A 24892-nucleotide genomic window follows, 5' to 3' on the forward strand; every position below is an offset into this window, starting at 1 on the left:
TATATTCAAAAGTCAACTATGCGCCTAAAGGTGAGATTGATCCTAGGACCTAATGCCTTAGTGCTTTTAGGCACTTCATGTTTCCAATAATTTTGAGTATTCCCTTGCATGATTAACAAGCTTCCACTGTTTAACGTTATTTTGTGGCGATATTTTTTTGTTTGATGAACAAAACGCAAGGTGCGAGCTTGGCCCAAACTCACTGAGGCAATAACTGGTTGCTTGCCAAGTTCAGCTTCATTGTCGGCGTGCAGACCCATTCCATCCTGACCATCACGGTATAAATTGGCTAAAACTGAATTAAATTGACTCGCGCTGGCTATTTCACATTGGTGTTTAATCTCTACTAAGCTTGGTGTCCAAGACATAGGCTCTAGCTGCAAATTTGAATATTGATAGGTACACCCTTTATCGCCATACCAAGCTTGTAGCCTAGGTACAGCCACAGATTTACCATATATTTGGATCTGCTCTTGACGCCAGGCTAGTTCATTGAGCAACACAGAAAAATACTGCTCGGCTAATTTAGCTTGAATAAAATTAGGCCAATAGAGTAAGTCGGCATCAGGCAGTTGTATTGCTATGGGCGTGTTATCATATTCAGAATCAAACAATGAAGGTTGCATAAAACCTTTAGTACGGAAAAACCAATTAAATGAACACCAGTTTAGCTCTATTAGATAAAAACTTGCAGCTAATTCGCTACCCACAGGCTCTACAACACCCTAGTTGGCAGGCTTGGGATGCGGCAGATGAATATCTAATTGAATATGTTGAACAAAATTTTCAACTAAATTCACTTCAATCTTTATATATTTTTAACGATGATTTTGGCGCTTTGGCCTGCTGGTTTAATGCCGTTAAACCACATTGGGTTAACGACTCTTATGTGGCACGTCAGTCCTGTTTATTAAACCTAAGTGCTAATCAACTCGATCAACAACAGCTTAACTTTATAAGCTCAACCGAGCCATTAACAGGCAATTGTGATTTAGTGCTTATGAAAGTGCCTAAAACCACGGCTTTATTAGAGCAACAACTTATTGATCTACAAAAAGTGGTAAGCCCGAATACTCAAATAATAGCGGCAGGCAAAGCGGTATTGATTCAAAAATCGACTTTGGCTTTGTTCGAAAAATACTTAGGGCCAACTAAAACCAGCTTGGCCAAAAAGAAATCCCGTTTAATTTTTTGTCAGCCCACCGGCGACAAACAACATGCCAGTCCCTATCCCACTGTATGGCAAACCGAACAACCGGTTTTTAGCATTAGTAATTTAGCCAACGTATTTGCGCGCCAACAACTCGATATAGGTGCTAGGTTTATGTTGCAACACTTAGCTGCTATTCCAAACTCTGGCAATCAAACCATAGTAGATTTAGGCTGCGGAAATGGGGTGTTAGGTTTGCACTTATTAGAAAAAAATAAGCAGGCCAAAGTCATTTTTGTGGACGAATCGTACATGGCAGTGGCCTCGGCCAAACACAATATACTAAACAACCTACCCGAACAACTTCACCAATGTGAGTTTATCGTTAACAATTGCCTAGACGGCTTTTCACAAAAGTCCGAAGCACAAGGCATAGACACTATAGTGTGCAACCCGCCTTTTCATCAACAAAATACCATTACCGATCATATTGCTTGGCAAATGTTCAAAGACGCTAAGCAGAGGTTAAAAAAAGGCGGCAAACTCTTTATCATAGGCAACAAACATTTAGACTATGCAAGCAAATTAAAACGCTTGTTTGGCCAAGTACAGCATGTGGCCAGTAATAAAAAATTCAGCATTTTGTCTGCCACTCAAACCAATTAAAAATAAAGGTAAAATTTTATGTTTAAAGCTTTATGTATGATCTTAGCCTTATTAGTTAGCCAACCAGCTTTAGCTAAAGTTAAACGCGATGGCTCGCATATTCAGCCGGATAATTATTATCCTAGAGTCAAAATGGTGACTAGCATGGGCGATGTTATAGTGGAGTTAGATAGATCGCGCGCGCCCATAACAGTGAATAACTTTTTACGTTATGTTGAAAAGCGCAGTTACGAAGACACCATATTTCACCGCATAGTGGCCGATTTTGTGATCCAAGGCGGCGGTTACGATACCAACTTTATAGAAAAGCCCTCTTTTGGCACCATTTTTAATGAATCAGGTAATGGCCTTAAAAATGACAGATACACTATTACTATGGCCAGACAAAACGATCCACATACCGCAAACCGCCAGTTTTTCTTTAATATGAATGATAACGAAAGTTTAAATCCAGGCCGAGGCTGGGGATATGCGGTGTTTGGCACTGTAGTAGAAGGGTACGAAGTATTAGATAAAATGATCCAGGTTAAAACCGACTTCGACCCTAAATACGGTTGGAACGACGTACCTGTAGAACAAGTGATCTTAAAAAAGGTGTTAATTTTACCTCAGGTTTAGACCTAAACAGGCTCAACTACCAATTAACACCATGCCAATTAACGCCACATAAGGGTAAGCCACAGTTGGTTTAAGACTTTGTTTGGCGTATTCAACGACTAAGCCAAAGGCTGAGGGCCTTGATTGCTGCCAAGTTAAATTAAATTGCATACCTTGGACCTGCGGCTTATCACTAGCTTGTTGTAAGCCTTGCTCTACCATCTCTAAGCGTAGGCCTATTCGACTTTGAAAGGTTTTCCAAATAGCATCTTGTAACCACAAAATTAACAGCACAATTACCGACACCAATCCTGCTTGCCATTGATAAATCAACAAACAACTTAGCACTATACTTATCAGCTTAATCAACAACGAATAACTTTCGTAACTATCGTATTGAGTTTGCAATACAGTCCATTCAGTGTGTAACTCAGTGTTTTGCATAACCTAGCTCATCCATTTTTTGTTTTAGGCGCGAGCATTATCAAAAGCAATGACTTGCTCAATAGCCTCACTTTGTAATGCCAGCATAATCAGCCTATCTATGCCCAAAGCCACACCAGAGCACTGGGGTAACCCATGGGTTAATGCTGCCAAAAAGGCGTGATCTATAGGCATAGCCTCTAAGCCGTTTGCTACTCGTATTTGGTTATCTTGCTCAAACCGCATAAGTTGTTCTTTTGCATCTGTTAGTTCATTAAAGCCGTTAGCTAACTCTATGCCCTTAAAATACAATTCAAACCTGTCCGCCACCAAAGGGTTGTTGGCATTAATTTTAGCCAAGGCCGCTTGGCTGGCAGGAAAGTCGGTGACAAAACACGGGCGCTGTTGCCCTATGTGCGGCTCTACCTGTTGACTAAATAACAACATTAATAAGGTATCTTTATTGTCTTCCTGCTCGGCTAACTCTTGATAACCACATTTAACTGCAAGGCTTTTTAACTCAACTAAACTAGCAGTTAACGGGTCACAATCTAAGTGTTTGATAAAGGCCTGTTGATAACTTATGCGCTCTGCCGTTTGAGTCTGCAACACGATTTTAAGTAAGTCATCGATTTCAGACATGAGCTGATGATGTTCAAAGTCAGGTCGGTACCATTCAAGCATGGTAAATTCTGGGTTGTGAAATCGACCAGCTTCTTCATTACGAAACACTTTAGCAATTTGATAAATTGCCCCGCTCCCCGCACAAAGTAGCCTTTTCATGGCAAATTCAGGAGAGGTTTGCAAATACAAAGTAGCAGTTGTGGTTGCCATAGGGTGCTGAAATTCAGTGGCAAAAGAATGCAGATGTTGATCTGTCACTGTGGCATGGCTAAGGGCAGGTGTATCGACTTCAAGTACCTTGCGCTCAGCAAAAAAGTGCCGAATTTTGTGTAAAATGTCGGCACGTTTTTTAAGGTTTTCGATTGTGGCACTAGGGTGCCATTGTTCTGCCCGCATTGGCTCCCTTTAAGTTTGTTTACTAGCAGCTACACAAAGTAGCGAATTAGCTTATTGTATTTGATATTCAGCTTTAAGTTTTTCAACACGACTGATGCTTTTATCTTCAAGCATTTCACGTTGGGTTAGCTTGCGCTGCGCTAAAGTTTTGTCGCCAACTTTAAATAATAAATCTACGTAATTTAAATAGATTTCTTCGTTTTTCATACTAGGGGTCACCGCACGCTCATACAACGACAGAGCCTTTTGCAACTCACCTTCGGCGATATAGATTTGCGCTAGAGTGTCTAGGGTAGCGGGATTATTAGGCTGTAATTCCACCGCTTTTTCACCAAACTCTTTGGCCTGTAATACATTGCCTTGTTGAAGATATAAATAAGCAAGGTTATTACTGGCAATATAATTGTTAGGGTTTTGCTCTAGTGCAGCTATGTAGGTTTTGATTGCGTCAATGCTGTTGGCTGAAATTTGTCTCTCTGCCAATAACATTTTTGCGGTTAGCGCATTGGGCTGCTGTTTAAGGTGCTGGGTCAACAACTCTATAGCTTTATCTGACTGCTTAAGCTTGTCATAAATAAAGGTTAATAAAATCAAGTTACGGTTATTTTGCGAGTCGGCATAAGCAATTTTGGCGTTCTCTAGGGCTTGTTGTAATTCACCATTGTTTAGTTGAAAACGTGCCAAAAAGCCTTTAACTATTGGTTTATCAAGCACCTGCTCTGGTAATTTATCGTATTCAACTTGCGCTTCCTGATACTTATTCTGCATCAATAAAAAGTACACATTTAATATTTGCACTTGTAAATCGTCGCGGTTTTTCAAAAAGCCCTGAGTTAATTTAGCGGCTTCGGCAAACTTATTTTGGCTATCTAACAATAACAATTTACCGGTTAAGGCTTCTTTATTGTTAGGCTCTCTGGCTAACCAAGCATCATAGTGCACTGTGGCTTCACGTCTTTTATTCGCCTTAATTAAACTTTGCCCTAAGGTTTTCCAATAACCTACAGGTAGGTCTTTTTGATTTTCAATCGCGGTTAATAAATCTATGGCTGCTTGATAGTCGTTTTCCACCATCTTAATTCTGGCTAACAACACTCTTAAGCCTAAGTTAGTTGGCTCTTGGTTAAAGGCCTGTTGAATTTTGTTTAATCCTGCTTGGCTGTTACCCTGCTCTTTGGCGAGTAAGTAATGACTAGCAAGCACATAAATATTATTAGGAAACTTCTGTAATGCTTCAGTTAGCATTTGATTGGCCAAGCTCATGTTTTTCTCTAAGGCCGCGATATTGGCTAAAGCAAGCATGGCTGAGGGGCTTTCTTTATCTAAGGCCATGGCCTGTTGAAATTCTTTTTTAGCCGCGGCAAAGTTTTGCTCTTTGGTATACACATCACCGGCCACAAGATAAGGTCTAGGATCTTGCTGGCTCGATTGTTTCCAACTCTTACTTAAGGCTAAGGCTTTGTCATATTGTCGGGTGGCAATATAGGCCTTGGCTAAAGTAATTTGTGCACTTTCTAATTCTGGTGATTGGCTTACCGCTTCTTCTAAATTGACTATGCCATCTAAATTATTCAGAGATAATTTTAATAATCCTAAGCGGGTTAAATCTTCTGCAGTGCGACTAATATCCGCAGACTTTTCAACCAATTTTTTGGCTTCTTTTTCAAATCCATCACGCAACAATTCATAACTCGCTTTAGAAAATAACGGCGCATCGTCTTCAGATAATTGATCTAACCTATCTAACACTTCACCTACTTCTGATGTCAGTCCAAGTTGCAACTGACTGGCCGCTAGCATTCTTAAACCTGGGTGATTACTAGGCAATACACTGGCAATAAAAGATAAATGCCGATTAGCACTTTCAAAGTCTTGTAATTGATAGGCCGAATAACCTGCAATCAAACGTAAAGACGGATCTTCTATACCGCCTAAAATAGCGGTTTCGGCTCGTTTTAATGCTTCAGAAAAGTCTTGTTTGTGGGCGCTACTGGCCGCTTTAAGTTGATTTAACAGTGGGTTTTCTTGATTTATCTTAAGTAATTTATCGATATAAGGGTCTGCATCTTTCAGTTTACCTGTATCCACTAACAACTTTGCCAACACAAAAGTGGTTTGATTATCTTCTGGATAAAAGCTGACATAATCTTTATAAATCTCGGCCGCTTCTTCAGGCTGTTTTAACGAAAGTTTAAGTTGCGCCAAGAGTTTTAATACTTCTGCATTTTGTGGCGATTTTTCGCGAATTTTAACTAAAGCCTCATTGGCTTTTTCAAACTCATTGTCTAGCAGTAGCGGATAAGCCTCGATTAAATCGCGGTAAGCCGAACTAGTCTCAAGATCCACTAATTCTTCGATTAATTCACGCGCTTCATCTAGCTTATTAAGTCTGACTAAAGACACTACTTTAAAATAGCCAATTTCAATGCGCTCTACTGTAGTTAAGCCTGCTTGTTCATGCTCTATTTTACTTAAAGCCGCATATGCGCCTGTGCGCTGGTACGCTTCGGTTAGCATAGGCAAGACTTTATCTGGTGCATAGCCATATTCCATCGCACGATTAAGCTCTTTTTCAGCGCTTTCAAATTGTTTTTGTTGTAAATACAGCTGACCTAACTCAAACCTTGCTTGTGCCGACCTAGGCTCTGCTTGCACTGCATTTTTTAACGCTACTATTGCAGCTGCGGGATTGTTGTCTTGAATATATTGTTTAGCTTCTTGGATGTACTCTTCGCTTGTTTGCTTACCACAACCTGCTAGACCGCCTATAAATAAGGCCACACATAAAATCTTGAATAAAGCACTATCGACTACTTTCATGCAGAGGGTTCCTTGAGTAAATCATTTTGAATTATAATGACATGGGTTAAGTTGTTATGCGACTCAGATAGTTATCTTTGTTAAATTCTTGCCATAAACTTAAGTTTGAATATTGAGCTTAATAGCTAAAATTGTTTTATTTAGGTAAGTAATATGCCCACTTCTGGCTTTTTACTGCCTAAACTTTCAAAGTTAACCAATTAGCACTTATCAAAAAAGATAAGCAATTGAGAGTTTTGTTCGCCACTTGTTAATTAACCGATCCTTTTAGGCGACATTTCTGCAACAACTTTGACAGCATATTTTCATCTCCACCGATTAAAATGCCATATTTGAAAAATATTGCAATTAAACAAGACATTACATGGAGTAAATGCTGAAAATCGAATATAATTTAACCTTTGAAACCGTGCCGGCTTCGCCTTAAATAATTGTATTACCGATTTTAGAAATTGTATTACCGATTCAAATAATGCTGTGCCTGCCTCTATCCCCTGGGAAAACTTGATGACCACCACATCTGATATAACATTTAGAGATTTAAACCTACCCGAACCACTGCTGCAAGCATTAGAAAAAGTCGGCTATGAAAAACCTACTCCTATCCAAGAGCAGTGTATTCCTTTAATTATTGACGGCCATGACCTATTAGGTACAGCCCAAACCGGTACGGGTAAAACCGCTGCTTTTGCGTTGCCAATGTTAGCTAACGTTGATCCTGACGACAAAAACACCCAATTATTGGTACTAGCACCAACTCGTGAATTGGCAATACAAGTTGCCGAAGCTTTCCAAGTGTACGCAAGCTTTTCGAAAAAAATTAATGTACTGCCAATTTACGGCGGTTCAGCATACGACAACCAAATCCGTCAATTAAGACGTGGCGCTCAAGTGGTTGTAGGGACTCCTGGTCGAGTCATTGACCATATTAAAAAGAATACCTTAAAGCTAGATAAGCTTAAGTTCTTAGTATTAGACGAAGCTGACGAAATGTTACGTATGGGCTTCATCGACGATGTTGAATGGATTTTAAGCCACGCGCCAAAAGAGCGTCAAACAGCACTTTTCTCGGCCACTATGCCAGATCCAATTCGCAAAATTACTAAGCGTTACTTAAACGATCCTAAGCAAGTTAAGATCGAATCTAAAGTCACTACAGCCAGCACTATTCGTCAGCGTTATTGCCAAGTAGCAGGCCATCATAAGATGGAAGCTCTGACGCGCATCATGGAAGTAGAAGAGTTTGATGGCGCAATTATCTTTGTGCGTACTAAAACCGCAACCATGGAATTAGCCGAAAAGCTTTCTGCCCGTGGCTACGCTGTTGAGCCGTTAAATGGTGATATTCCGCAAAACTCTCGTGAACGTACAGTTGACCGCTTGAAAAAAGGTAAAATCGATATCTTAGTGGCAACTGATGTTGTAGCTCGTGGTCTTGATGTTGAACGTGTATCTCACGTTATTAACTACGATGTACCTTACGATACTGAATCTTATGTTCACCGTATTGGTCGTACCGGTCGTGCAGGTCGTCAAGGTGATGCAATCTTGTTTATTTCACACCGTGAAAAGCGCATGTTGTTCTCAATAGAACGCGCCACCAGACAATCAATCGATGCTATGAGCATTCCATCAATTTCGCAACTTAACGAAACGCGTTTATCACGTTTTAAAAGCAGCGTAATCGAAGCAATGAGTGATTCATCAATCGAAACCTTAATCCCTATTGTTGAGTCAATTCAAGAAGAAACTGAAGCGGCACCAGAAGTGATTATGGCGGCGCTAGCTAAGATTGCTCAAGGTGATGAGCCACTTATCTTAAAAGAAAGTGACCGACCTGACCTTACCGCTCGCCCACCAAGAAACGATCGTAACGACAGAAACGACCGTGGTGGTCGCAACGACAGAGGCGGCCGTAATGAGCGTGGCGGTAGACGTGAACGCAAGTCTGGTCCACCTAGTGAAGGCATGCAAAGATACCGTATCGAAGTTGGTCACACTCATGGTGCTAAGCCTGGCAACATTGTTGGAGCCATTGCTAACGAAGCAAACATAAGCAGCAAAAATATTGGCTCTATTGAAATTTATGACAATTTCAGCACAGTAGATTTGCCAAAAGATATGCCTAAAGCAACCCAAGAAACCTTGCAAAAAACTCGTGTTGCGGGTCGTAGCTTAGGCATGCGCGCTTGGTCTGATCAACCACCTAAAAAACGTGGTAACCCAGCTAATCGCGACTAAGCCATTAGTACAGTAAAAAAATAAAAAAGGGGCTTTGGCCCCTTTTTTAATGACTAAAAATCTATATTTACTACTTTTAATAACCTAAAAGAATATCAATGTAATTTAAAATGGTTTGCTCAGTGCTCAACTCAAGGCAAACTAAACTTTGATTTTATAGAGATAAATAAGATGCAATATTTCCCGATTTTTTTAGACAGTTCAGACTTAACCAGTTTAGTGGTAGGCGCTGGAGAAGTGGCTGCACGTAAAGTGGAATTATTGTTAAAAACCTCAGCCACTATCACAGTTGTAGCACCTTGGGTGTGTGACACTGTGCAAAAATTTGCAGACGACAACAAAATCACCCTAATAAACCGAGCTTACCAAGAGCAAGACTTAGCCGATAAAAACTTAGTCTTCGTGGCCACAGATGATTCTAAATTAAATCAACAAATACATGCTCAAGCAAAAGCCCACAAGGTATTAGTTAACGTAGTGGATAACACTCCGCTATGTCAGTTTATTACTCCTTCTATCGTTGACCGCTCGCCCATTCTTATTGCTATTAGCAGTGGAGGGGTTGCACCGGTATTGCTTAGATACCTAAGGCAAAAACTAGAATCCGTTATTCCGCAAAAAATCAGCTTATTAGGGCAGTTTTCAGAAAAGTTTAGACAAGCAGTAAAACAGCGTTTTCAATCAGTTACCCAAAGGCGATATTTTTGGGAAGAGGTGCTAGATGGTGATATTGCCGAAAACGTTTTACAAGGCAACCAAGCTTTAGCTGAAAGCAAAATGCAGCAAAAGTTAGCGCTAGACTCGCAACAAACAAGCCAAGGCCAAGTTTACTTAGTGGGGGCAGGTCCAGGAGATCCAGACCTACTGACCTTTAGAGCCTTAAGGTTAATGCAAAAAGCCGATGTAGTGGTATACGACCGTTTAGTATCGCCAGAGATATTAGAGTTAGTACGCCGCGATGCAGAAAAAATCTATGTGGGTAAAGCTAAAAGTAAACATACAGTACCTCAGTCAGAGATTAACCAACTATTAGCCAAATTAGCTCTAGAAGGCCAAAGAGTGGTACGTTTAAAAGGCGGCGATCCCTTTATTTTTGGGCGGGGCGGCGAAGAGCTCGAAACCTTAGTGGCACAAAATATTCAGTTTGAAGTAGTACCCGGCATTACCGCTGCTAGCGGAGCAGCCAGTTACGCAGGCATTCCCCTCACGCATAGAGATCACGCAAAATCAGTGGTCTTTGCCACCGGCCATTTGCAAGACAATAGCATTAACTTAAATTGGCCGGCTTTAGCTCAGCAAGATCAAACCGCAGTGTTTTACATGGGGTTAACTGGCTTAACTATTATTTGTGAGCAATTAATCAAACATGGCTTAGCCGCCTCTACTCCCATTGCTATGGTGCAATCTGCGACCACAGATGAGCAAAAAGTAGTAGTCGGCACTTTAGCCGATATGCCGCAACAAGCCGAAGCGGCAAACATCCAACCTCCTGCCTTAATTATTGTTGGCTCTGTGGTAAGTTTGCACTCACAGTTGAATTGGTTTAAGCAATCAGTCTCAGTTTGAAAATAAAGCAAAAGTGTTTTTACAGAGTTCAACCTAAAGATTTATGCTATGGTTTTGCCTTGTTCAAGTCGTTAGGCTTGTTGGGGCTAAAGTCTACTTAAAATAATAAAAATCCTTTAGGAAACCACACTATGTACATGCTCATTAAACACACTCACATAAGCATTATTATGCTTACCTTTATCTTTTTTATGATTAATTTTGTACTGACAGTTAAAGGCTCAGACAAGGTCAATAATAAACTGTTAAAAATTGGCCCGCATATTTTGTACACCCTCTTTGTTGCCACTTTTATATATTTAGTTTTGGCTAACCCCTTAAACTTATATCCATTTGTTAATGGTTGGGCGTCATCTAAACTAGGCGGTTTTGTGTTGTATGTATTGTCTATTACCTTTGCACTTAAATGGGCTAAAACCCAGTTATGGCGTTTTGTAGGTTTAATTAGTGCCATAGTCTGTTTAGCCATGACCGCTAAATTGGGCTTTGCCGACCATCTAAAAATAAAAGGTATGGAACAAGACTCACAAACCTACCTTGAGCTAGGCCAAACTCTGCTAACTAGCTTTGCCTAAGCGGTTTACCCCACACCCATGAGCTTGGCTCAATGGCTTAATTTTATTTTTGTATTTGCACTAGGGGTGACCCTAGTGCAAATATCCCATGGCAAAATACTAAACATAACAAGGCTAAAATTTAGCCCTGTTTTTTTGAAAATCCTGCGTTATCTTGGCTTATTAATCCTTGTGTATAGTGGCTATGGCTTAATGCTTAACTACATAATCACCTAATAAAAAAAAGAGAGAACAAGATGAAATTCGTATTATTTAATACTTTAGCTGTTATCAGTGGTTTGATTTTTGGCAGTGTAGTGAATATGAGTTTGATTTCATTAGGCACTAAGATCATAGCTGCTCCAGCTGGAGTAGATGTGTCTACAATGGAATCCCTTGCGCAAAGCATGCACTTATTTGAACCTAAGCACTTTATTTTTCCATTTCTGGCACATGCCTTAGGCACCTTAGCCGGTGCTATGTTGGCCGCCAAAATAGCCGCTTCATATAAACTAATCTTTGCCATGCTAATAGGTTTGGCCTTTTTTGCTGGCGGTACATCTATGGTGCTTAGCTTACCTTCACCTTTATGGTTTAATGTATTGGACTTAACTTTAGCTTATTTACCCATGGCCTACCTGGGTTATAAAGTCGCCAAAAAAAACCAGCCGAAGCTTAACTTGGGCTGGTTCGATTTTTTTAAACAAAGCTTTAGTCAACTTACCAATATCTCTCCATAGAAATTTGCCCCGGCTTGCGGCGTAAGTGTTTAGATAGGCCAAAGCCGGTTAATACTTCAGTGCTGTCTTCAATCATTTCTGGGTTACCACACAACATCACTTGGCTGTTATCTGGATGCAGATCTAAACCCACTTGTTGCTGAATCATTCCAGTAGTTAATAAAGGCGGAATGCGCCCTGTTAGCAGATTGTCTTGTTCTTCGCGGCTAACCACAGGCACATAATGAAACCTGCCTGCATATTCACTCGCCCAACCGGCAATTAGCTCTGCGTAAGCAAGATCTTGTGCATAACGTGCGCCATACACCAACACAATATTTTCATAGGTTTGCCACACCTGTTGGGTGGCTAATATCGATAAAAATGGCCCTACCCCTGTGCCAGTTGCAATTAACCATAAGTCTCGACTTTTAGGCACTTCATCTAACACTAAAAAGCCCGTAGCCGGCGCCATAATTTTTACCACGTCACCCAATTCAAGCTCATGCAATTTAGGCGACAACAAGCCATCTTCTACCGGCACCGCAATAATTTCTAACTCATCATTATCTGGGCTATTCACTAAAGAATAAGGGCGAGACAATACTTTACCGTCTTCTTGCTCTATCCCCACTTTAGTAAACTGCCCAGCTTTAAACCGAGGGAAGTTATTGCAACTAAAACCTAAACTAAATAGGTGATCGTTCCAATTCGTTTTATTCACCACCTTTGCATCTAACCAAGAAGCCATAGATCCACATCCCTAAGTTGAAGGTAAAGTTCTAAAAATTCGATTATTTACTGTATAAAAGTCTCTAAATAGATACAAATTTGTTTCAAATAGGTATATTAACCATTCGAACTAAGCGCCAACTAAAAAAATAAAAATGAAAAATAATAATAACAACAATAACTCGACTTTATCTGATCAGGTTTCCGATCCAACTAAACGCATGACCTCAACCTATATTGTGTCTTTAGGCGTTATCGCGTTTTTATCAATAGTTGTGCATTTTATGTTAGACAGAATCATTGAAGAGCAAGGTGATTCTGCGGTGGTGATCAGCATTAGTGGTGAGCAACGCTTGTTATCACAACGCATTAGTTTATTAACCTTAGACTATTTAGCCAGTGGCGACCTAACCACAAAACAAATGGCTCAAGATGCGCTAGTTTTGATGAAAAAAAATCATGAGCTTTTATTAAAAGAACATCACCAAGCGTCACAAAACAATGTTAGCTCTCCCCTTTCAGCCCAAATGAATAGCTTATATTTTGACAATGAAAAAGGCCTTAGCCCACAAATAGAACAATTTACTTTTTTAATTAACCAAGCTTTACGTCAAGATCCCTCACAGTTTGCACAAATGCCTATGCCCAGTGAATTTAGGTTTTGGCATCAAGCCAAACATGACCTCTACAGCACCTTAGATAAAATCGTAAAACAATACGAACTAGAAGGCTTACAAAAAGTAAAAGATCTTAAAAGCGCACAAAGGTTGGTATTGCTGATCATTATTTTGACCTTGTTAATTGAAGCCTTATTTATTTTTAGGCCTATGGTTAACCGCGTAGCTAAATTTGCCGAGCGATTGCAAAAAGAAGCCAATCACGACCATCTAACAGGTTTATTAAATCGCCGTTCTTTTAGCATTTTTGTGAATAAATCTTGGGCATTGAGCAAAAGATACGGCCATCAAATGAGTATTATTACTTACGATATTGATAATTTTAAATTAGTTAACGATGACTATGGTCATGATGTGGGAGATAAAGCTTTACGACACGTTAGCCAACTTATTCAAGAAAACACCCGCGAGTCAGACTGCGTAGCACGATTAGGCGGAGAAGAGTTTGTTGTAATGTTGCCACAAACCAATAAGCACGATGCCAAAAGCCTAGCCGATAAAATACGCTTATTAATCGAAAAATCCCCATTAGATTTAGAAGCTGGCACACTAGCCTTAACCGTAAGCGCAGGTATCAGCGAGTTTGTTAAAACCGACGATTCCATAGACGATATTTTAAAGCGTTCAGATCAAGCCTTGTACTCAGCTAAAAAACAAGGGCGCAACAAAGTAAGCCTTGCTTAGTACTAGGAGGTGAATAACAAGTGAAAACCAATAAGGGGCACACAATGTCAAATATCTTAACTCACTCTGTCATCACCTGCCCTAATTGTGGTTTTAGCCAAGAAGAAGTTATGCCCACTAATGCCTGTTGAGTTTGGCTGCCAAACTCGCCTATTCAGCACTAAAGATTCAAAGCTGCAAATGCTTAGCTAGGCATTTGATTTAAAAATACTTATGATGGATTTTTGCAATTTGTTAGAAGGCAGACATGCAAGACTCTCCAGCAACACATCAAGGTCAGTGGCAGTTTTGGATTGATCGAGGCGGCACTTTTACTGACATCATTGCCAGACCACCCAATGGTCAATTGCTCACCAGAAAATTTTTATCAAATAACCCCGAAATTTACCGCGATGCCGCAGTTTATGGCATTAAACACATTTTAGGGATAAACCAAAATGAGCCTGTACCTAACGGCTTAATCGATAAAATTAAAATGGGTACCACAGTTGCCACCAATGCCTTATTAGAAAGAAAAGGTGAACAAGTAGCATTGGCCATTACCCACGGCTTTAAAGATGCCATCGAAATTGGCTACCAAGCACGTCCTGATACTTTTGCTCTAAAAATAGAAAAACCAGATATTCTGTACCAACAAGTACTAGAAATTAACGAAAGAGTTTTGGCCAATGGCGAAATAATCCAAGCCATAGATTTAGACGCCAGCGAACAGGCTTTGCAAGCTGCCTACAACAGTGGCATACGTGCACTTGCCATAGTATTAATGCATGGCTACCAATACCCAGAGCACGAAAAACAATTAATTAAACTGGCCGAAAAAATTGGCTTTAGTCAAATCTCGGCCAGCCACGAAGTCAGCCCCCTGCAAAAAATTGTATCGCGCGGCGAAACCACTTTAGTGGATGCCTACCTAACGCCCATTTTAATGCGCTACATTCAAAATATTAGCCAAGGGTTAAATCAACAACAGCCAGCACAATTATTATTTATGCAGTCTTCTGGCGGCTTAACCCGTGCAGATATGTTTCGCGGTCGTGATGCTATTTTATCTGGTCCTGCGGGGGGAATAGTTGGCTGTGTTGCCACAGCCAAGCAAGCTGGCTTTAGTAAAATTATTGGTTTTGATATGGGCGGCACGTCTACCGACGTTTCGCACTATGCGGGTGAATTTGAAAAAGCTTACGAAACCCAAGTGGCAGGGGTACGCATGCGTGTACCTATGTTGCATATTCATACTGTGGCAGCAGGCGGTGGTTCTATCTTAAATTATCAAGATGGGCGCTTTCGCGTGGGGCCAGAATCGGCAGGTGCGGTACCCGGCCCTAGATGTTACCGACGCAAAGGCCCCTTAGCTGTCACCGATATCAACCTGTGTTTAGGCAAAATTCAACCCGACTTTTTCCCGAGCATTTTTGGTCCTGAGCAAGATCAACCACTAGATTTAGCGGCCACTCAACAGGCCTTTGAAGCAATCGCCCAACAAATAAATGATGGGCGTAGTGCTGAAGATGTAGCAGAAGGCTTTTTAGCTATTGCCATAGAACATATGGCCCAAGCCATTAAAAAGATATCTGTGGCGCGCGGCTACGATGTATCTCACTATGTTTTAAATTGTTTTGGCGGCGCGGGGGGCCAACATGCCTGTTTAGTAGCAGAAAAACTCGGCATAAAAACTGTGTTTTTACATCGCCATTCGGGCATTTTATCGGCCTATGGTATGGGGCTAGCCGAAAGCAAAGTTGAAAGACAAAAAGTTGCAACTGAGCTTATTCAACAAGGGGATCCCGAGGCCATCAACCAAGCCATAACCCAACTTAAACAACTCAATACCCAAGATTTGCTTAGCCAAGGTTTGCAAGCGGCACAGATAACCCATCAAGCTAGGGCTTTAGTTAAATACCAAAATACTGATACCAGCTTAAATGTGGCACTCGACTCTTTTACGGCCATGCAACACAGTTTTATAGAACAACACCAACAGCAATTTGGCTTTAGCACCACAGATATTCCAATAGTGATAGATACCTTAATTGTAGAATCTTATGGTGGCGCAGAGCCGCAAGTTGAAAATACTCTCACTCTGGCAGAAAACCCATCGGTAAACTTACTAACTAAGCGCAAAATATACACTCAAGGCCAATGGTTAGAGGCGCCTGTGATTGACATAGCAAGTTTATCTTATGGTCATAAAATAGACGGTCCTGCCATTATCATTGAACCAACAGGCACTATTATTGTTGAGAAAAACTGGCAAGCCAAAGTTAATCAAAATGGCCATTTAGTGCTGCACTTTAGCCCAGCAATGCAAGCCTTAGACAGCGCCCCTAACCAACAAAACACAACATTAAACCAAGCAGATCCTGTTACTTTGGAATTGTTTAACAGTGCTTTTATGAGCATTGCTCAGCAAATGGGCATAGTGCTACGCAACACCTCGCAGTCGGTGAATGTAAAAGAGCGCTTAGACTTTTCGTGCGCCATTTTTGATCATCTAGGCAATTTAATTGCCAATGCCCCCCATGTACCTGTGCATTTGGGCTCTATGGATGCCAGTGTAAAAGTCATTATTAATGGACCGCAGTCGATAGATGCTGGCGATGTGTTTGTACAAAACAATCCGTACAACGGCGGCTCGCATTTACCCGACATTACAGTGATCACCCCAGTGTTTGATGCGAGTCAAACTCGGGTGTTATTTTATGTGGCAAGCCGTGCCCATCACGAAGACGTGGGGGGTATTGCTCCTGGTTCTATGTCTACCTTGGCCACCAATATTCATCAAGAAGGCATTTTATTAGACAGCGTAAAACTGGTAGAAAAAGGCCAGTTTCAAACCGAGCGAATTAAAGCACTGTTTAGCCATGGCCAATATCCAGCGCGCAACGTTAAGCAAAATATGGCCGATTTAATGGCGCAAACCGCGGCCAATAAAACTGGGGTTAACGAGTTATTAAAACTGGTTGAACAACACGGACTAGACACTGTGCATGCCTACATGCAACACATACAAGACAGCGCCAAAACCTCAGTGCAAAAAGTGCTGGCTAACTTAGACGACGGCGATTTTAGCTACCCGCTAGAATCAGGCTCAACCATTAAGGTAAAAATCAGCATAGATAAAACCAAGCTACGCGCCTGTATAGATTTTAGCGGCACCAGTGCCCAGCAAGACAACAACCTAAATGCCCCTAAAGCCATTACTCAAGCGGCAGTTATGTATGTGTTTAGATGTTTAGTAAACGATGATGTACCCCTTAACGCCGGTTGCATGCAAGCACTGGATATTATCGTGCCCGAAGGTTCGTTACTGAATCCGCGTTTTCCGGCAGCTGTGGTAGCGGGCAATGTTGAAACCAGCCAAGCGGTTACTAATGCCCTATTTGCAGCATTAGGGGTTTTAGGTTCAAGCCAAGGTACTATGAATAATTTAACCTTTGGAAATGCCAACTACCAATATTACGAAACCATTTGTTCTGGCAGCCCAGCAGGTGAGGGGTTTAACGGCGTAGCGGCAGTGCACACCCACATGACCAATACCCGTATGACCGACCCCGAAGTATTAGAACAACGTTACCCCGTTATGTTGAAAGAATTTGTAATAGATCGCCATTCTGGCGGTAAAGGCAAATGGTCGGCAGGTGATGGCATTACCCGAAAAATCACCTTTTTAGAAGATATGCAGTGTTCAATTTTATCTGGCCACAGACAGATTCCGCCTTTTGGTTTACATGGTGGCGAACCTGGCCGCGTTGGCCGCAACTGGATTGAAAGCGCCTTGGGTGATATTCGCCCACTTGAAGCTTGTGATCATGCACAGGTTAATGCCGGCGACACCATTTGCATACAGTCACCTACAGGTGGTGGATTTGGTAAAGCAGATAACTCAACGGATTAACCCCAAGCTTAAGGAACACGATATGTTTAAGCGCTTAAAAAATAGTGGCCCAGGGGCCTTAATAGCTGCGGCTTTTATTGGCCCTGGCACAGTTACCGCTTGTACCTTAGCAGGGGCAAATTTTGGCTACACATTATTATGGGCCTTACTGTTTGCCACTATTGCCACAATTATTTTGCAAGAAATGTCGGCGCGCTTAGGCTTAGTTACCCAACAAGGCTTGGGTGAAACTCTGCGAAACATGCTTAATCAGTCTGTCTGGAAATGGCCATTGTTTGGCTTAATTATGGTGGCTTTATACTTAGGCAATGCCGCGTACGAGGCAGGAAATTTATCGGGCGCTGCGTTAGGCATAGACGCCCTCACCGACACCAATCAATCTTTATACCAAAGCTCAGTAGTGATTATTTCAGTTTTGGCTGGGCTGTTATTATGGCGCGGCTCGTATAAACATATAGAGCGTATGTTACTAAGCTTAGTGGCACTAATGGCGCTGGCCTTTATTGCGACATTTTTATCGGTTGGCCCTGACTTAGCTTTACTCTTTAAAGGCCTAGCCACCCCAAATATTCCCGAAGGCAGTTTATTAACGGTCATCGCACTAATAGGCACTACAGTGGTGCCTTACAACCTGTTTTTACATGCCTCAGCGGTGAAAGCAAAATGGAAGTCTGTGGCAGATTTAAACCACGCCAGAGCCGACACCGCCACCGCCATTGGCCTAGGCGGCATAATTACAATACTTATAGCCTCTACAGCGGCAGCCAGCATTTTTGGCAGCGGCCTACAAATAACCGGAGCCGGCGACATGGCCGTACAACTCGAACCACTCTTTGGCTCGTTTTCTAAAACCATGTTAGGCCTCGGCTTTTTTGCCGCAGGCTTAAGCAGCTCTATCACCGCGCCACTGGCCACCGCCTACGCCATGACCGAAATTATGGGAATAAAAGGCGGCACATCCTCTAAAGTATTTAAACTTATTGCCCTAAGCGTAATAGTCACAGGTGTAGCTTTAGCCCTAACCGGCATTAAACCCATAAGCATTATCCTAGCCGCGCAATTTGCCAATGGCTTGTTGTTACCCATAATGGCGATTTTTCTGTTGGTCGTTATGAATCAAAAAACTCAGTTAGGTCAATACACCAATACATGGATAGGCAATACCCTAGGCGGCATAGTGGTGTTAGTTACTATGGGGCTTGGAATAAGAATGGTGATCAGAGCAATGGACTTTCTATAAACATGGTATTTACAAATAGATTAAACATCGAACTAATGAATTTTTCCTTTAACAATTGATTTTTAACTGATAAGTTTCCAAAACTAAAATTAAAAAAATAATAAATATTAGTAACATAGAAGGATGCTATGCAAATTTCACAGTTCCAGATAAATAGTCATTTGGTTGTTCTTAGTTGTTTTTTATTGTCTGGTTGTATTGCTAGTCCAGAAATATCTCACAAGAAAATAAACGCCATTGCACTTCAACAAGCCGCACCACCACTACAAAAGTCCGCTGATAACTCTAATCATCAAAAGGTAGTCGACCGTTGCAGCACTGCAAAACCTGAAGATGAATATTTTGCTCTGTGTCAAGACAGAGAACGTAATGCAAACACTAAATTAGAAAGCAAGGCTGTAATTTTCGAATGGAAGAAAAAATAAAACCAACTGGTTTAGGGTTTCATGTAAAAGTTATTTTCCTTTTTATAGCCTTTGCTAGTTATATAGCCTTAGAGTTATCCCTAAATTTGTTGTTAATCGAGCTTTATGCTCAACCAGCACACAACATTTTTGTTGAAAACGTAGAGTCTATTTTAAGACTAGACCTTTTTGGTCGTACTTTATCAAGTTTTGGCATTGCTTTAGCCATCATTACTTTTTTACCTATAAACAGACTTATTCCCAATTTAAATCGTAATGACATAAAAAATAATACAACCAGAAAAATTGCTCTCAAGCGCAAAAAGAAGCACCTACACATCGCATCTTATATCACCCACCCATTGATATTTTTATTGCTTTGGCTGATGCTTATTCCAAGTTTAAGGATACTGGTAGAAACAGTCGTGCATAGTAGAAGTAATGATAACAAGCTGAACGCAGTGCGAGCCGTAATATACAAAGAAGGTTATTTGTCTGGTGTAATAAAAATCCAAAATTTTGACCAATTTAATGTGCTTATAAACGACTCAGACAGAAGAGATCTTGTTGTCGCGCTAATTCCTTCACTTGCCTATTTTTCGACCCACTTCAATCGCCTAATTGAGCAAAACATGGAAAAGCTGGCTGATAACTTTTTAAGTAGTCATCAATCAAAACGCTTTATTGAAAAAGGCTTGCCTAAATTAAGGGCATTTGATGATTTATATTTGCAAGAGCGTCAATTATATCTGCAAACGGACAACCGTTATCAAATAGCCGTTCAACGCTTAACCAACCATCAATCTATCAATGAAGAACAAAGACAAATCATCAGCCGTGTTAACGACCTATTACATGCTCTTTGGAATAACTATGTAAGGCAGCATGATAATGCTCGGAATGAATTTAGAGAATTATCGAAGAATCAAAGCTTACGCGATGATCACCATAGGTTTAAAAAACGCTATAGAGCAAAAAGGTGCGACACCCGATGTAAAGATCAAATTAATATTGAGCATGCCAATTATTTTAATAATTTAACCTATAAAAACGGTAAAAGCTTAGGTATTAGAGTTCTTCCAGAGCATATTTTCTTTGGCGCATTAGGCACTGAAGCCCGTATCCTGGCAATGTTAACTAGAGGGAGAGAACATTGGCTGCGCTTAGTTTACGCCGTAGGCGAATATGAAGAATATGAAGAATTCGTCAAATCCGAAGAAGCGCGCAAATTACTAATAAAAAAATTCGAAGAAAATGGGTTATCGCTTGGAAGTGATTGGCAAATAAATAATACTCAGGCAATTTACCATGTGCTTCTGAATAAATACCAACAACAAGCCGCCAATATTTGGCAAGAATACCAGCAAAAGTCACAGTTTAAGATTACAGAGAAAGGTTTAGATCGTATAGCCTTTGCTACTCATGACATAATTCAGCAACAAGCTAAACTCGCCTTAGACGACTTTTACATTGATGATTTTTCGCCGAGTATGGCGGAGAGGACTATTCAAGAAAAATGGCTTGCACAACAAAACAATATCTCTTTTATTCGAATGTTATCGTCTACTGCGGCTGTCGGCGCATTTGCGCCTGGTGGCATTTTATTTGACATAGGTAACAATGCTGTAAAGCTAGCACTGATATTGCCTATTAGTGTGCTGCTAAGTTTTATAGCTATATTTATGCTATTTATGAAGTTTGCTGTCTATTTATGGAAAACCAGCTTACCTTATTTTGTTGTTTTAGTGATAGCTATGTCTCTCGTGCTGGTAGTGCCCGTTTTTCAATCTGTCACCCAGGATGACACCTACGGCGATATGATGAGTGCCTTTGCTAAAGACTTTAACCAAAATGATGTTTGGGAGTCAGTTAAAACGTCGTCTTTCGGCTTCCTACTTGATATCGAAAACGGGCTTTACCAGAATTACCGTAATATACCTTTTGTTAAGTCAGTTTCAGAGGTGATTTTCAAACAACCTAAAACACAACACGAACCAAACTCTATCGATGAACAACTCTTTCACTTTATCGGTGGATACGATGATATTTTTAATTCACAATTATCTTGGTTGGGTAGCGCCTTGCTGCCTAGCTTTATTGGTGCGCAGGATATCCATCAGTTTGATGCCAATATCACCCTGTTAAAACGAAATCACAACATCGGTGCATTTATGGGGGTTAATCTTAAAAATCAAAATGTGGATAAAATAACTTTGCCAAATTTTTTAGGCCACACCGATTTAGGACTATTAGCAGAGCAACGTTTTTTCTATCAGCCCGATCTTTCACAGTTAGCCTCAACCTTTGTTAGCAGCTATGAGGATGGAGATTATTTATTATCGCTAGCTAATGGTACGTTTCTACGAGAATCTGCTATTCAAAAGGTCGAGCGTGCTTTGGTAGAAGTGCTAAATCAGCAACCTAAGCTGCTAAATACACTAAATAACTTAGTTAGCAAAGGCTTTAAGAACTTAGTATTAATTCAAATGAATAATACTGAAAAATACCAATGTTATTATTCACCTACGATTAACTCTATCACACTAGCAGAAGCGATTAATAACAGTAGCTTCAACCTAAAAACCATAAAAAATTGCCAAGGAACCTTCTAATAATGAAAAAAATACTGGCAAATGTTTGGAAACTACTAGCAGAACACTTAGTAATTATAGTGATATTTGTTGGAGTAATTACAGCATTCAAGATAATGCAACAACAACAAGAAGACGAAATGTTAAAAGCACTTCAAAGCGTAGAACGAATCAAACTAAAATGGGCAATGATTAAGGAGTAACTGCAATGCCAAATTCCACAGCTAAAAAATCTATTATCTCATTTGAAATCAATATTCCTATTGTATTTGCAATTTTAGGCTTATCAATTCTTGGTTACAAAGGGCATCACGAAAACCTTAAAAATAGTCAAAAAATCAATGCCCTGTTAGTTAAGTACGAAAAAACCTTAGATGCGGCGATAGCAAACGATAAAACCTCACTTAATACCTATAGAAAGAATGTTGAAAAAGCATTAAGCCAGTTGTCTCCACAAGAAAAAGCCTTATTAGAAGCTGCCCTCAGTTTATCTACACCCAATAGTTAATAAGGGGAATTAACATATTCAATGTCGAGTTTAGAATCGCACAATAAAATTACGCTATAAATTTCGATCTACACTTCTGTGCTAAGACTTCCGCAGGCGCTTAGGGTAAAAATTAAAACTAATAGATTAAATAAAAATACAGGGTTGAAGGTTTTCATAGTGGCTCCTAAGTTTAGGTTGCTCAGCTACTGCCACAATTCGATACTGAGTACTACATAGTGTAATGGTACTCAGCCAGTTTAAAAACTTTCTATGCCTTATTCTGGCAGACTAACCCAAGCTAATCCGCCAACTTCGGATCTTTAATAAACAAAATATCCATAAGAATAGAGGGGTTCCATTCACGCATGGCGGCTTCGCAACTTTTACGAATGTCATCGAGTTCACTAATAGTGGCAACAGAGAATGACTCTGCCACTATGATATGCACCAATAAATACAGATCTCTTCCACTTTTACTGATACGTACTTCAACATGCTCGTAGGGTACATCTACCAGCGTTTGTTTAAGTTTTTTCTCAATGACCAAAGTCACAGCTTCGGGTGGGGCTTTATGGATAACTTCGTTGAGACTTTCGAGCATAATTTTAGCGGGTATAGGTAAAATAGCCGTGCCTAATACAATCAAAAGTAATGGGTCGATATAGGGCGCATAACCAGCAAAACTGGTTTGCTCAATAAAATAGGCCAAAGCAAAACCTAATAATATTGACGCACTTAACACCCCGTCTACCAACCAAGTATGGGCATCAACGCCTACTAAATCTGAACGTAGGCTTTTACCTTGGTACTTCATATAACCAGACACGGCAAAACAGCCGATTGTGGCTATAGCACCATAAATAACTGCCAGTCCAAATTCTGCAGAGTTGCCACCAGTCATTAAGCTGTCTATGGATCCAACAATGGCGTACAAACAAGTGGCAATGATAATAATTGATTTAAATAAATTAAGCGTAGGTTCGATGGCGGTATAACCAAAGTGAAACCTATCGTCGTCAGGTTTTTGTACTAGGTTTGCCACTTTTAAGGTTAACAACGCCATAAAAAATGCAATCAGTGAGTAGATACCGTCAAATAAAATCGCCCCAGAATGGGTAAAAAAAGCAAAACCCAAAGCCACAAATACAAATAGCCCAGCCACATAAAAAGACAGGGTTAATAAGCGTTTTTCTTTTTGTTCGTGAAAGCCAACGGCCATGTAAAATACACTAACAGCTACTGAATTCGCGGATAGTACTCCACTTTTTAAAATAAGATAGTAGCTGATGAAAAAATATTTTAAGGGTATTTTTGAGTAATCAGTTTCACTTTACTAAAGGGCGTAAAACTAAGCATCTCATCATTCTTCCTCAAACAAATAAGCACTCAAACACTTTGCAAAAACGCATCTACAAATCGCTGGGGTGATTCGGGATCCATATTAAAATACAAAGAGGGTTCAATTAGCTCCACTTCCATCACAACAAACTGGCGGGCATAGCTTACTAAATCGATTCGTGCATATAACACGTCTTCTGGTAGCGCGGCTAAACATTGGCTGGCTGCGGTTAACATTTCGCTGGTAGCGGGTACTTGTTTTAGTTGTCCACCATGTTCTTCTTGTACTCTAAAATCCCCTGCTTTGGGTTGTTTTAAAATGGCATGACTATATTGCCCTGCAAAATAAAACAGTGAGTACTCACCTTCTTTTACAATACTCGATAAGAAAGGTTGAACCAAAAACTCTCGATTAGAAAATACGGTTTCTAATTCGTCAGCTTTTTGGGTTAACTGCTCTCGGGTTAATCTGTAGGTAAAATCTGCGTTGGCACTGATCAGCGGCTTAATCACAATTTCGGTGGTATTAAAGTGCACAAAAGCGGCGCTGAGTTCATGCAATGAAAATACTTCAAACCATTGGCTAGGTATTATGCTTACCCCTTGGTTTTGTAGGTCTTGCAAATACCCTTTATTAATATTCCAACGTACTATATTTAAACTGTTAAATAATTTTGCGCCCGAAGCTTCAATAGTTTCTAAACAGTGTAGAAATTTTGCTGCGTCTTGTTGATAGTCCCAAGTGGTTCGAATGATCACTGCATCAAATTGTTGCCAGTCTACATTTGTTTGATGCCACGACACTTCTTCGGCTTGCCAACCAACAGCTTTTAACGGTTCAAATAACATAGTGTCGTAGGCAAAATAGCCGTCTAGGCTGTCCATAGATAAAAAAGCGCAGCGTTTCATACGGTCTCCCCAAAAAAGTATTCGCTTATCAGCTTACTCTTAATCGACCAAATTTCGAACTCAAAGCGCAATTTTTATTCGGAATTTAGGTAAACAAATCACACATTTTTACAAATCTTCTTATTTTTATTCACAACGGTGCGTTATCATCGAGGCAATAGAATTTGCAGTTAGGT

20 protein-coding genes are annotated in these 24892 nt (G+C 40.4%); 13 read left to right on the plus strand and 7 right to left on the minus strand.

Translation table 11 applies throughout. The features are described from left to right. Positions 1-5 precede the first annotated feature (5 nt). Positions 6-626, minus strand: a complete 621-nt coding sequence (locus tag ACVCDT_RS01715) for an alpha-ketoglutarate-dependent dioxygenase AlkB family protein (protein ID WP_447131009.1) — start codon at positions 624-626, stop codon at positions 6-8. Positions 627-655: 29 nt separating this feature from the next. On the opposite strand from ACVCDT_RS01715, the gene ACVCDT_RS01720 reads away from it, so the two are divergent. Continuing rightward, entirely contained in the window at positions 656-1816 is a 1161-nt protein-coding gene (locus ACVCDT_RS01720; protein ID WP_447131010.1) for a methyltransferase, read from the plus strand. Between the two features lie 18 nt (positions 1817-1834). Beyond that, positions 1835-2434 carry a peptidylprolyl isomerase gene (locus ACVCDT_RS01725; protein WP_447131011.1) on the plus strand — a complete coding sequence of 200 codons (600 nt, stop codon included), beginning with the start codon at positions 1835-1837 and terminating at the stop codon, positions 2432-2434. A gap of 12 nt (positions 2435-2446) precedes the next feature. On the opposite strand, the gene ACVCDT_RS01730 is transcribed toward ACVCDT_RS01725, so the two are convergent. Genes ACVCDT_RS01730 through prsT form a run of 3 tightly spaced genes read right to left on the minus strand, consistent with a single transcriptional unit; the run spans position 2447 to position 6676 of the window. Beyond that, a complete protein-coding gene (locus ACVCDT_RS01730) occupies positions 2447-2857 on the minus strand; it encodes a hypothetical protein (RefSeq protein WP_447131012.1) in 411 nt (136 codons plus the stop codon). Between the two features lie 24 nt (positions 2858-2881). After that, complete coding sequence (gene epmA, locus ACVCDT_RS01735) at positions 2882-3856, minus strand: elongation factor P--(R)-beta-lysine ligase (protein ID WP_447131013.1); 975 nt, start codon at positions 3854-3856, stop codon at positions 2882-2884. Between the two features lie 51 nt (positions 3857-3907). Continuing rightward, positions 3908-6676, minus strand: a complete 2769-nt coding sequence (gene prsT / locus ACVCDT_RS01740) for an XrtA/PEP-CTERM system TPR-repeat protein PrsT (RefSeq protein ID WP_447131014.1) — start codon at positions 6674-6676, stop codon at positions 3908-3910. Between the two features lie 507 nt (positions 6677-7183). On the opposite strand from prsT, the gene ACVCDT_RS01745 reads away from it, so the two are divergent. The 4 genes from ACVCDT_RS01745 to ACVCDT_RS01760 all read left to right on the plus strand — a co-directional run bounded on the left by ACVCDT_RS01745 (position 7184) and on the right by ACVCDT_RS01760 (position 11777). Beyond that, a complete protein-coding gene (locus ACVCDT_RS01745; protein ID WP_447131015.1) occupies positions 7184-8917 on the plus strand; it encodes a DEAD/DEAH box helicase in 1734 nt (577 codons plus the stop codon). Between the two features lie 171 nt (positions 8918-9088). Further along, positions 9089-10483 (plus strand): siroheme synthase CysG, encoded by a 1395-nt coding sequence (gene cysG, locus ACVCDT_RS01750; protein WP_447131016.1) that lies wholly within the window; start codon positions 9089-9091, stop codon positions 10481-10483. A gap of 131 nt (positions 10484-10614) precedes the next feature. Beyond that, the gene (locus ACVCDT_RS01755; RefSeq protein ID WP_447131017.1) at positions 10615-11058 is read left to right on the plus strand and encodes a SirB2 family protein; all 444 of its coding nucleotides are present in this window, start codon (positions 10615-10617) and stop codon (positions 11056-11058) included. A 236-nt stretch (positions 11059-11294) separates the two neighbouring features. Beyond that, positions 11295-11777, plus strand: a complete 483-nt coding sequence (locus ACVCDT_RS01760) for a hypothetical protein (RefSeq protein WP_447131018.1) — start codon at positions 11295-11297, stop codon at positions 11775-11777. On the opposite strand, the gene ACVCDT_RS01765 is transcribed toward ACVCDT_RS01760, so the two are convergent. Further along, a complete protein-coding gene (locus ACVCDT_RS01765; protein ID WP_447131019.1) occupies positions 11758-12507 on the minus strand; it encodes a ferredoxin--NADP reductase in 750 nt (249 codons plus the stop codon). The genes ACVCDT_RS01760 and ACVCDT_RS01765 overlap by 20 nt on opposite strands. 136 nt (positions 12508-12643) lie before the next feature. On the opposite strand from ACVCDT_RS01765, the gene ACVCDT_RS01770 reads away from it, so the two are divergent. The 7 genes from ACVCDT_RS01770 (at position 12644) to ACVCDT_RS01800 (ending at position 22487) form a co-directional block, all read left to right on the plus strand. Then, the gene (locus ACVCDT_RS01770; protein ID WP_447131020.1) at positions 12644-13849 is read left to right on the plus strand and encodes a GGDEF domain-containing protein; all 1206 of its coding nucleotides are present in this window, start codon (positions 12644-12646) and stop codon (positions 13847-13849) included. 247 nt (positions 13850-14096) lie between these two features. Beyond that, positions 14097-17744, plus strand: coding sequence for a hydantoinase B/oxoprolinase family protein (locus ACVCDT_RS01775; protein ID WP_447131021.1), 3648 nt, complete (start codon positions 14097-14099; stop codon positions 17742-17744). A gap of 22 nt (positions 17745-17766) precedes the next feature. After that, on the plus strand, positions 17767-18984 hold the full coding sequence (locus ACVCDT_RS01780; RefSeq protein WP_447131022.1) for an Nramp family divalent metal transporter: 1218 nt from the start codon (positions 17767-17769) through the stop codon (positions 18982-18984). A gap of 128 nt (positions 18985-19112) precedes the next feature. After that, positions 19113-19409, plus strand: coding sequence for a hypothetical protein (locus ACVCDT_RS01785; protein ID WP_447131023.1), 297 nt, complete (start codon positions 19113-19115; stop codon positions 19407-19409). Further along, a complete protein-coding gene (locus ACVCDT_RS01790; protein WP_447131024.1) occupies positions 19394-22000 on the plus strand; it encodes a hypothetical protein in 2607 nt (868 codons plus the stop codon). The genes ACVCDT_RS01785 and ACVCDT_RS01790 overlap by 16 nt, the downstream gene beginning before the upstream one ends. 2 nt (positions 22001-22002) lie before the next feature. Beyond that, positions 22003-22182, plus strand: a complete 180-nt coding sequence (locus ACVCDT_RS01795) for a hypothetical protein (RefSeq protein WP_447131025.1) — start codon at positions 22003-22005, stop codon at positions 22180-22182. Between the two features lie 5 nt (positions 22183-22187). Beyond that, positions 22188-22487, plus strand: coding sequence for a hypothetical protein (locus ACVCDT_RS01800; protein ID WP_447131026.1), 300 nt, complete (start codon positions 22188-22190; stop codon positions 22485-22487). Positions 22488-22767: 280 nt separating this feature from the next. Here ACVCDT_RS01800 and ACVCDT_RS01805 read toward each other — a convergent pair whose 3' ends face one another. Both ACVCDT_RS01805 and ACVCDT_RS01810 read right to left on the minus strand, forming a co-directional pair. After that, positions 22768-23688, minus strand: coding sequence for a cation diffusion facilitator family transporter (locus ACVCDT_RS01805; protein WP_447131027.1), 921 nt, complete (start codon positions 23686-23688; stop codon positions 22768-22770). A gap of 167 nt (positions 23689-23855) precedes the next feature. Beyond that, complete coding sequence (locus ACVCDT_RS01810) at positions 23856-24716, minus strand: ATP-grasp domain-containing protein (protein ID WP_447131028.1); 861 nt, start codon at positions 24714-24716, stop codon at positions 23856-23858. Positions 24717-24892 lie beyond the last annotated feature (176 nt).

The organism is Paraglaciecola aestuariivivens (genome assembly GCF_052983255.1).

Bases quoted from the DNA above. Each gene is read 5' to 3' on its own strand.
- ACVCDT_RS01775 (WP_447131021.1), top strand. From the start codon at position 14,097: ATGCAAGACTCTCCAGCAACACATCAAGGTCAGTGGCAGTTTTGGATT.
- ACVCDT_RS01760 (WP_447131018.1), top strand. From the start codon at position 11,295: ATGAAATTCGTATTATTTAATACTTTAGCTGTTATCAGTGGTTTGATT.
- ACVCDT_RS01805 (WP_447131027.1), bottom strand. From the start codon at position 23,688: ATGGCCGTTGGCTTTCACGAACAAAAAGAAAAACGCTTATTAACCCTG.
- ACVCDT_RS01725 (WP_447131011.1), top strand. From the start codon at position 1,835: ATGTTTAAAGCTTTATGTATGATCTTAGCCTTATTAGTTAGCCAACCA.
- ACVCDT_RS01765 (WP_447131019.1), bottom strand. From the start codon at position 12,507: ATGGCTTCTTGGTTAGATGCAAAGGTGGTGAATAAAACGAATTGGAAC.
- ACVCDT_RS01745 (WP_447131015.1), top strand. From the start codon at position 7,184: ATGACCACCACATCTGATATAACATTTAGAGATTTAAACCTACCCGAA.
- ACVCDT_RS01755 (WP_447131017.1), top strand. From the start codon at position 10,615: ATGTACATGCTCATTAAACACACTCACATAAGCATTATTATGCTTACC.
- ACVCDT_RS01780 (WP_447131022.1), top strand. From the start codon at position 17,767: ATGTTTAAGCGCTTAAAAAATAGTGGCCCAGGGGCCTTAATAGCTGCG.
- ACVCDT_RS01800 (WP_447131026.1), top strand. From the start codon at position 22,188: ATGCCAAATTCCACAGCTAAAAAATCTATTATCTCATTTGAAATCAAT.
- epmA (WP_447131013.1), bottom strand. From the start codon at position 3,856: ATGCGGGCAGAACAATGGCACCCTAGTGCCACAATCGAAAACCTTAAA.
- ACVCDT_RS01790 (WP_447131024.1), top strand. From the start codon at position 19,394: ATGGAAGAAAAAATAAAACCAACTGGTTTAGGGTTTCATGTAAAAGTT.
- ACVCDT_RS01810 (WP_447131028.1), bottom strand. From the start codon at position 24,716: ATGAAACGCTGCGCTTTTTTATCTATGGACAGCCTAGACGGCTATTTT.
- cysG (WP_447131016.1), top strand. From the start codon at position 9,089: ATGCAATATTTCCCGATTTTTTTAGACAGTTCAGACTTAACCAGTTTA.
- ACVCDT_RS01785 (WP_447131023.1), top strand. From the start codon at position 19,113: ATGCAAATTTCACAGTTCCAGATAAATAGTCATTTGGTTGTTCTTAGT.
- ACVCDT_RS01720 (WP_447131010.1), top strand. From the start codon at position 656: ATGAACACCAGTTTAGCTCTATTAGATAAAAACTTGCAGCTAATTCGC.
- ACVCDT_RS01770 (WP_447131020.1), top strand. From the start codon at position 12,644: ATGAAAAATAATAATAACAACAATAACTCGACTTTATCTGATCAGGTT.
- prsT (WP_447131014.1), bottom strand. From the start codon at position 6,676: ATGAAAGTAGTCGATAGTGCTTTATTCAAGATTTTATGTGTGGCCTTA.
- ACVCDT_RS01795 (WP_447131025.1), top strand. From the start codon at position 22,003: ATGAAAAAAATACTGGCAAATGTTTGGAAACTACTAGCAGAACACTTA.
- ACVCDT_RS01730 (WP_447131012.1), bottom strand. From the start codon at position 2,857: ATGCAAAACACTGAGTTACACACTGAATGGACTGTATTGCAAACTCAA.
- ACVCDT_RS01715 (WP_447131009.1), bottom strand. From the start codon at position 626: ATGCAACCTTCATTGTTTGATTCTGAATATGATAACACGCCCATAGCA.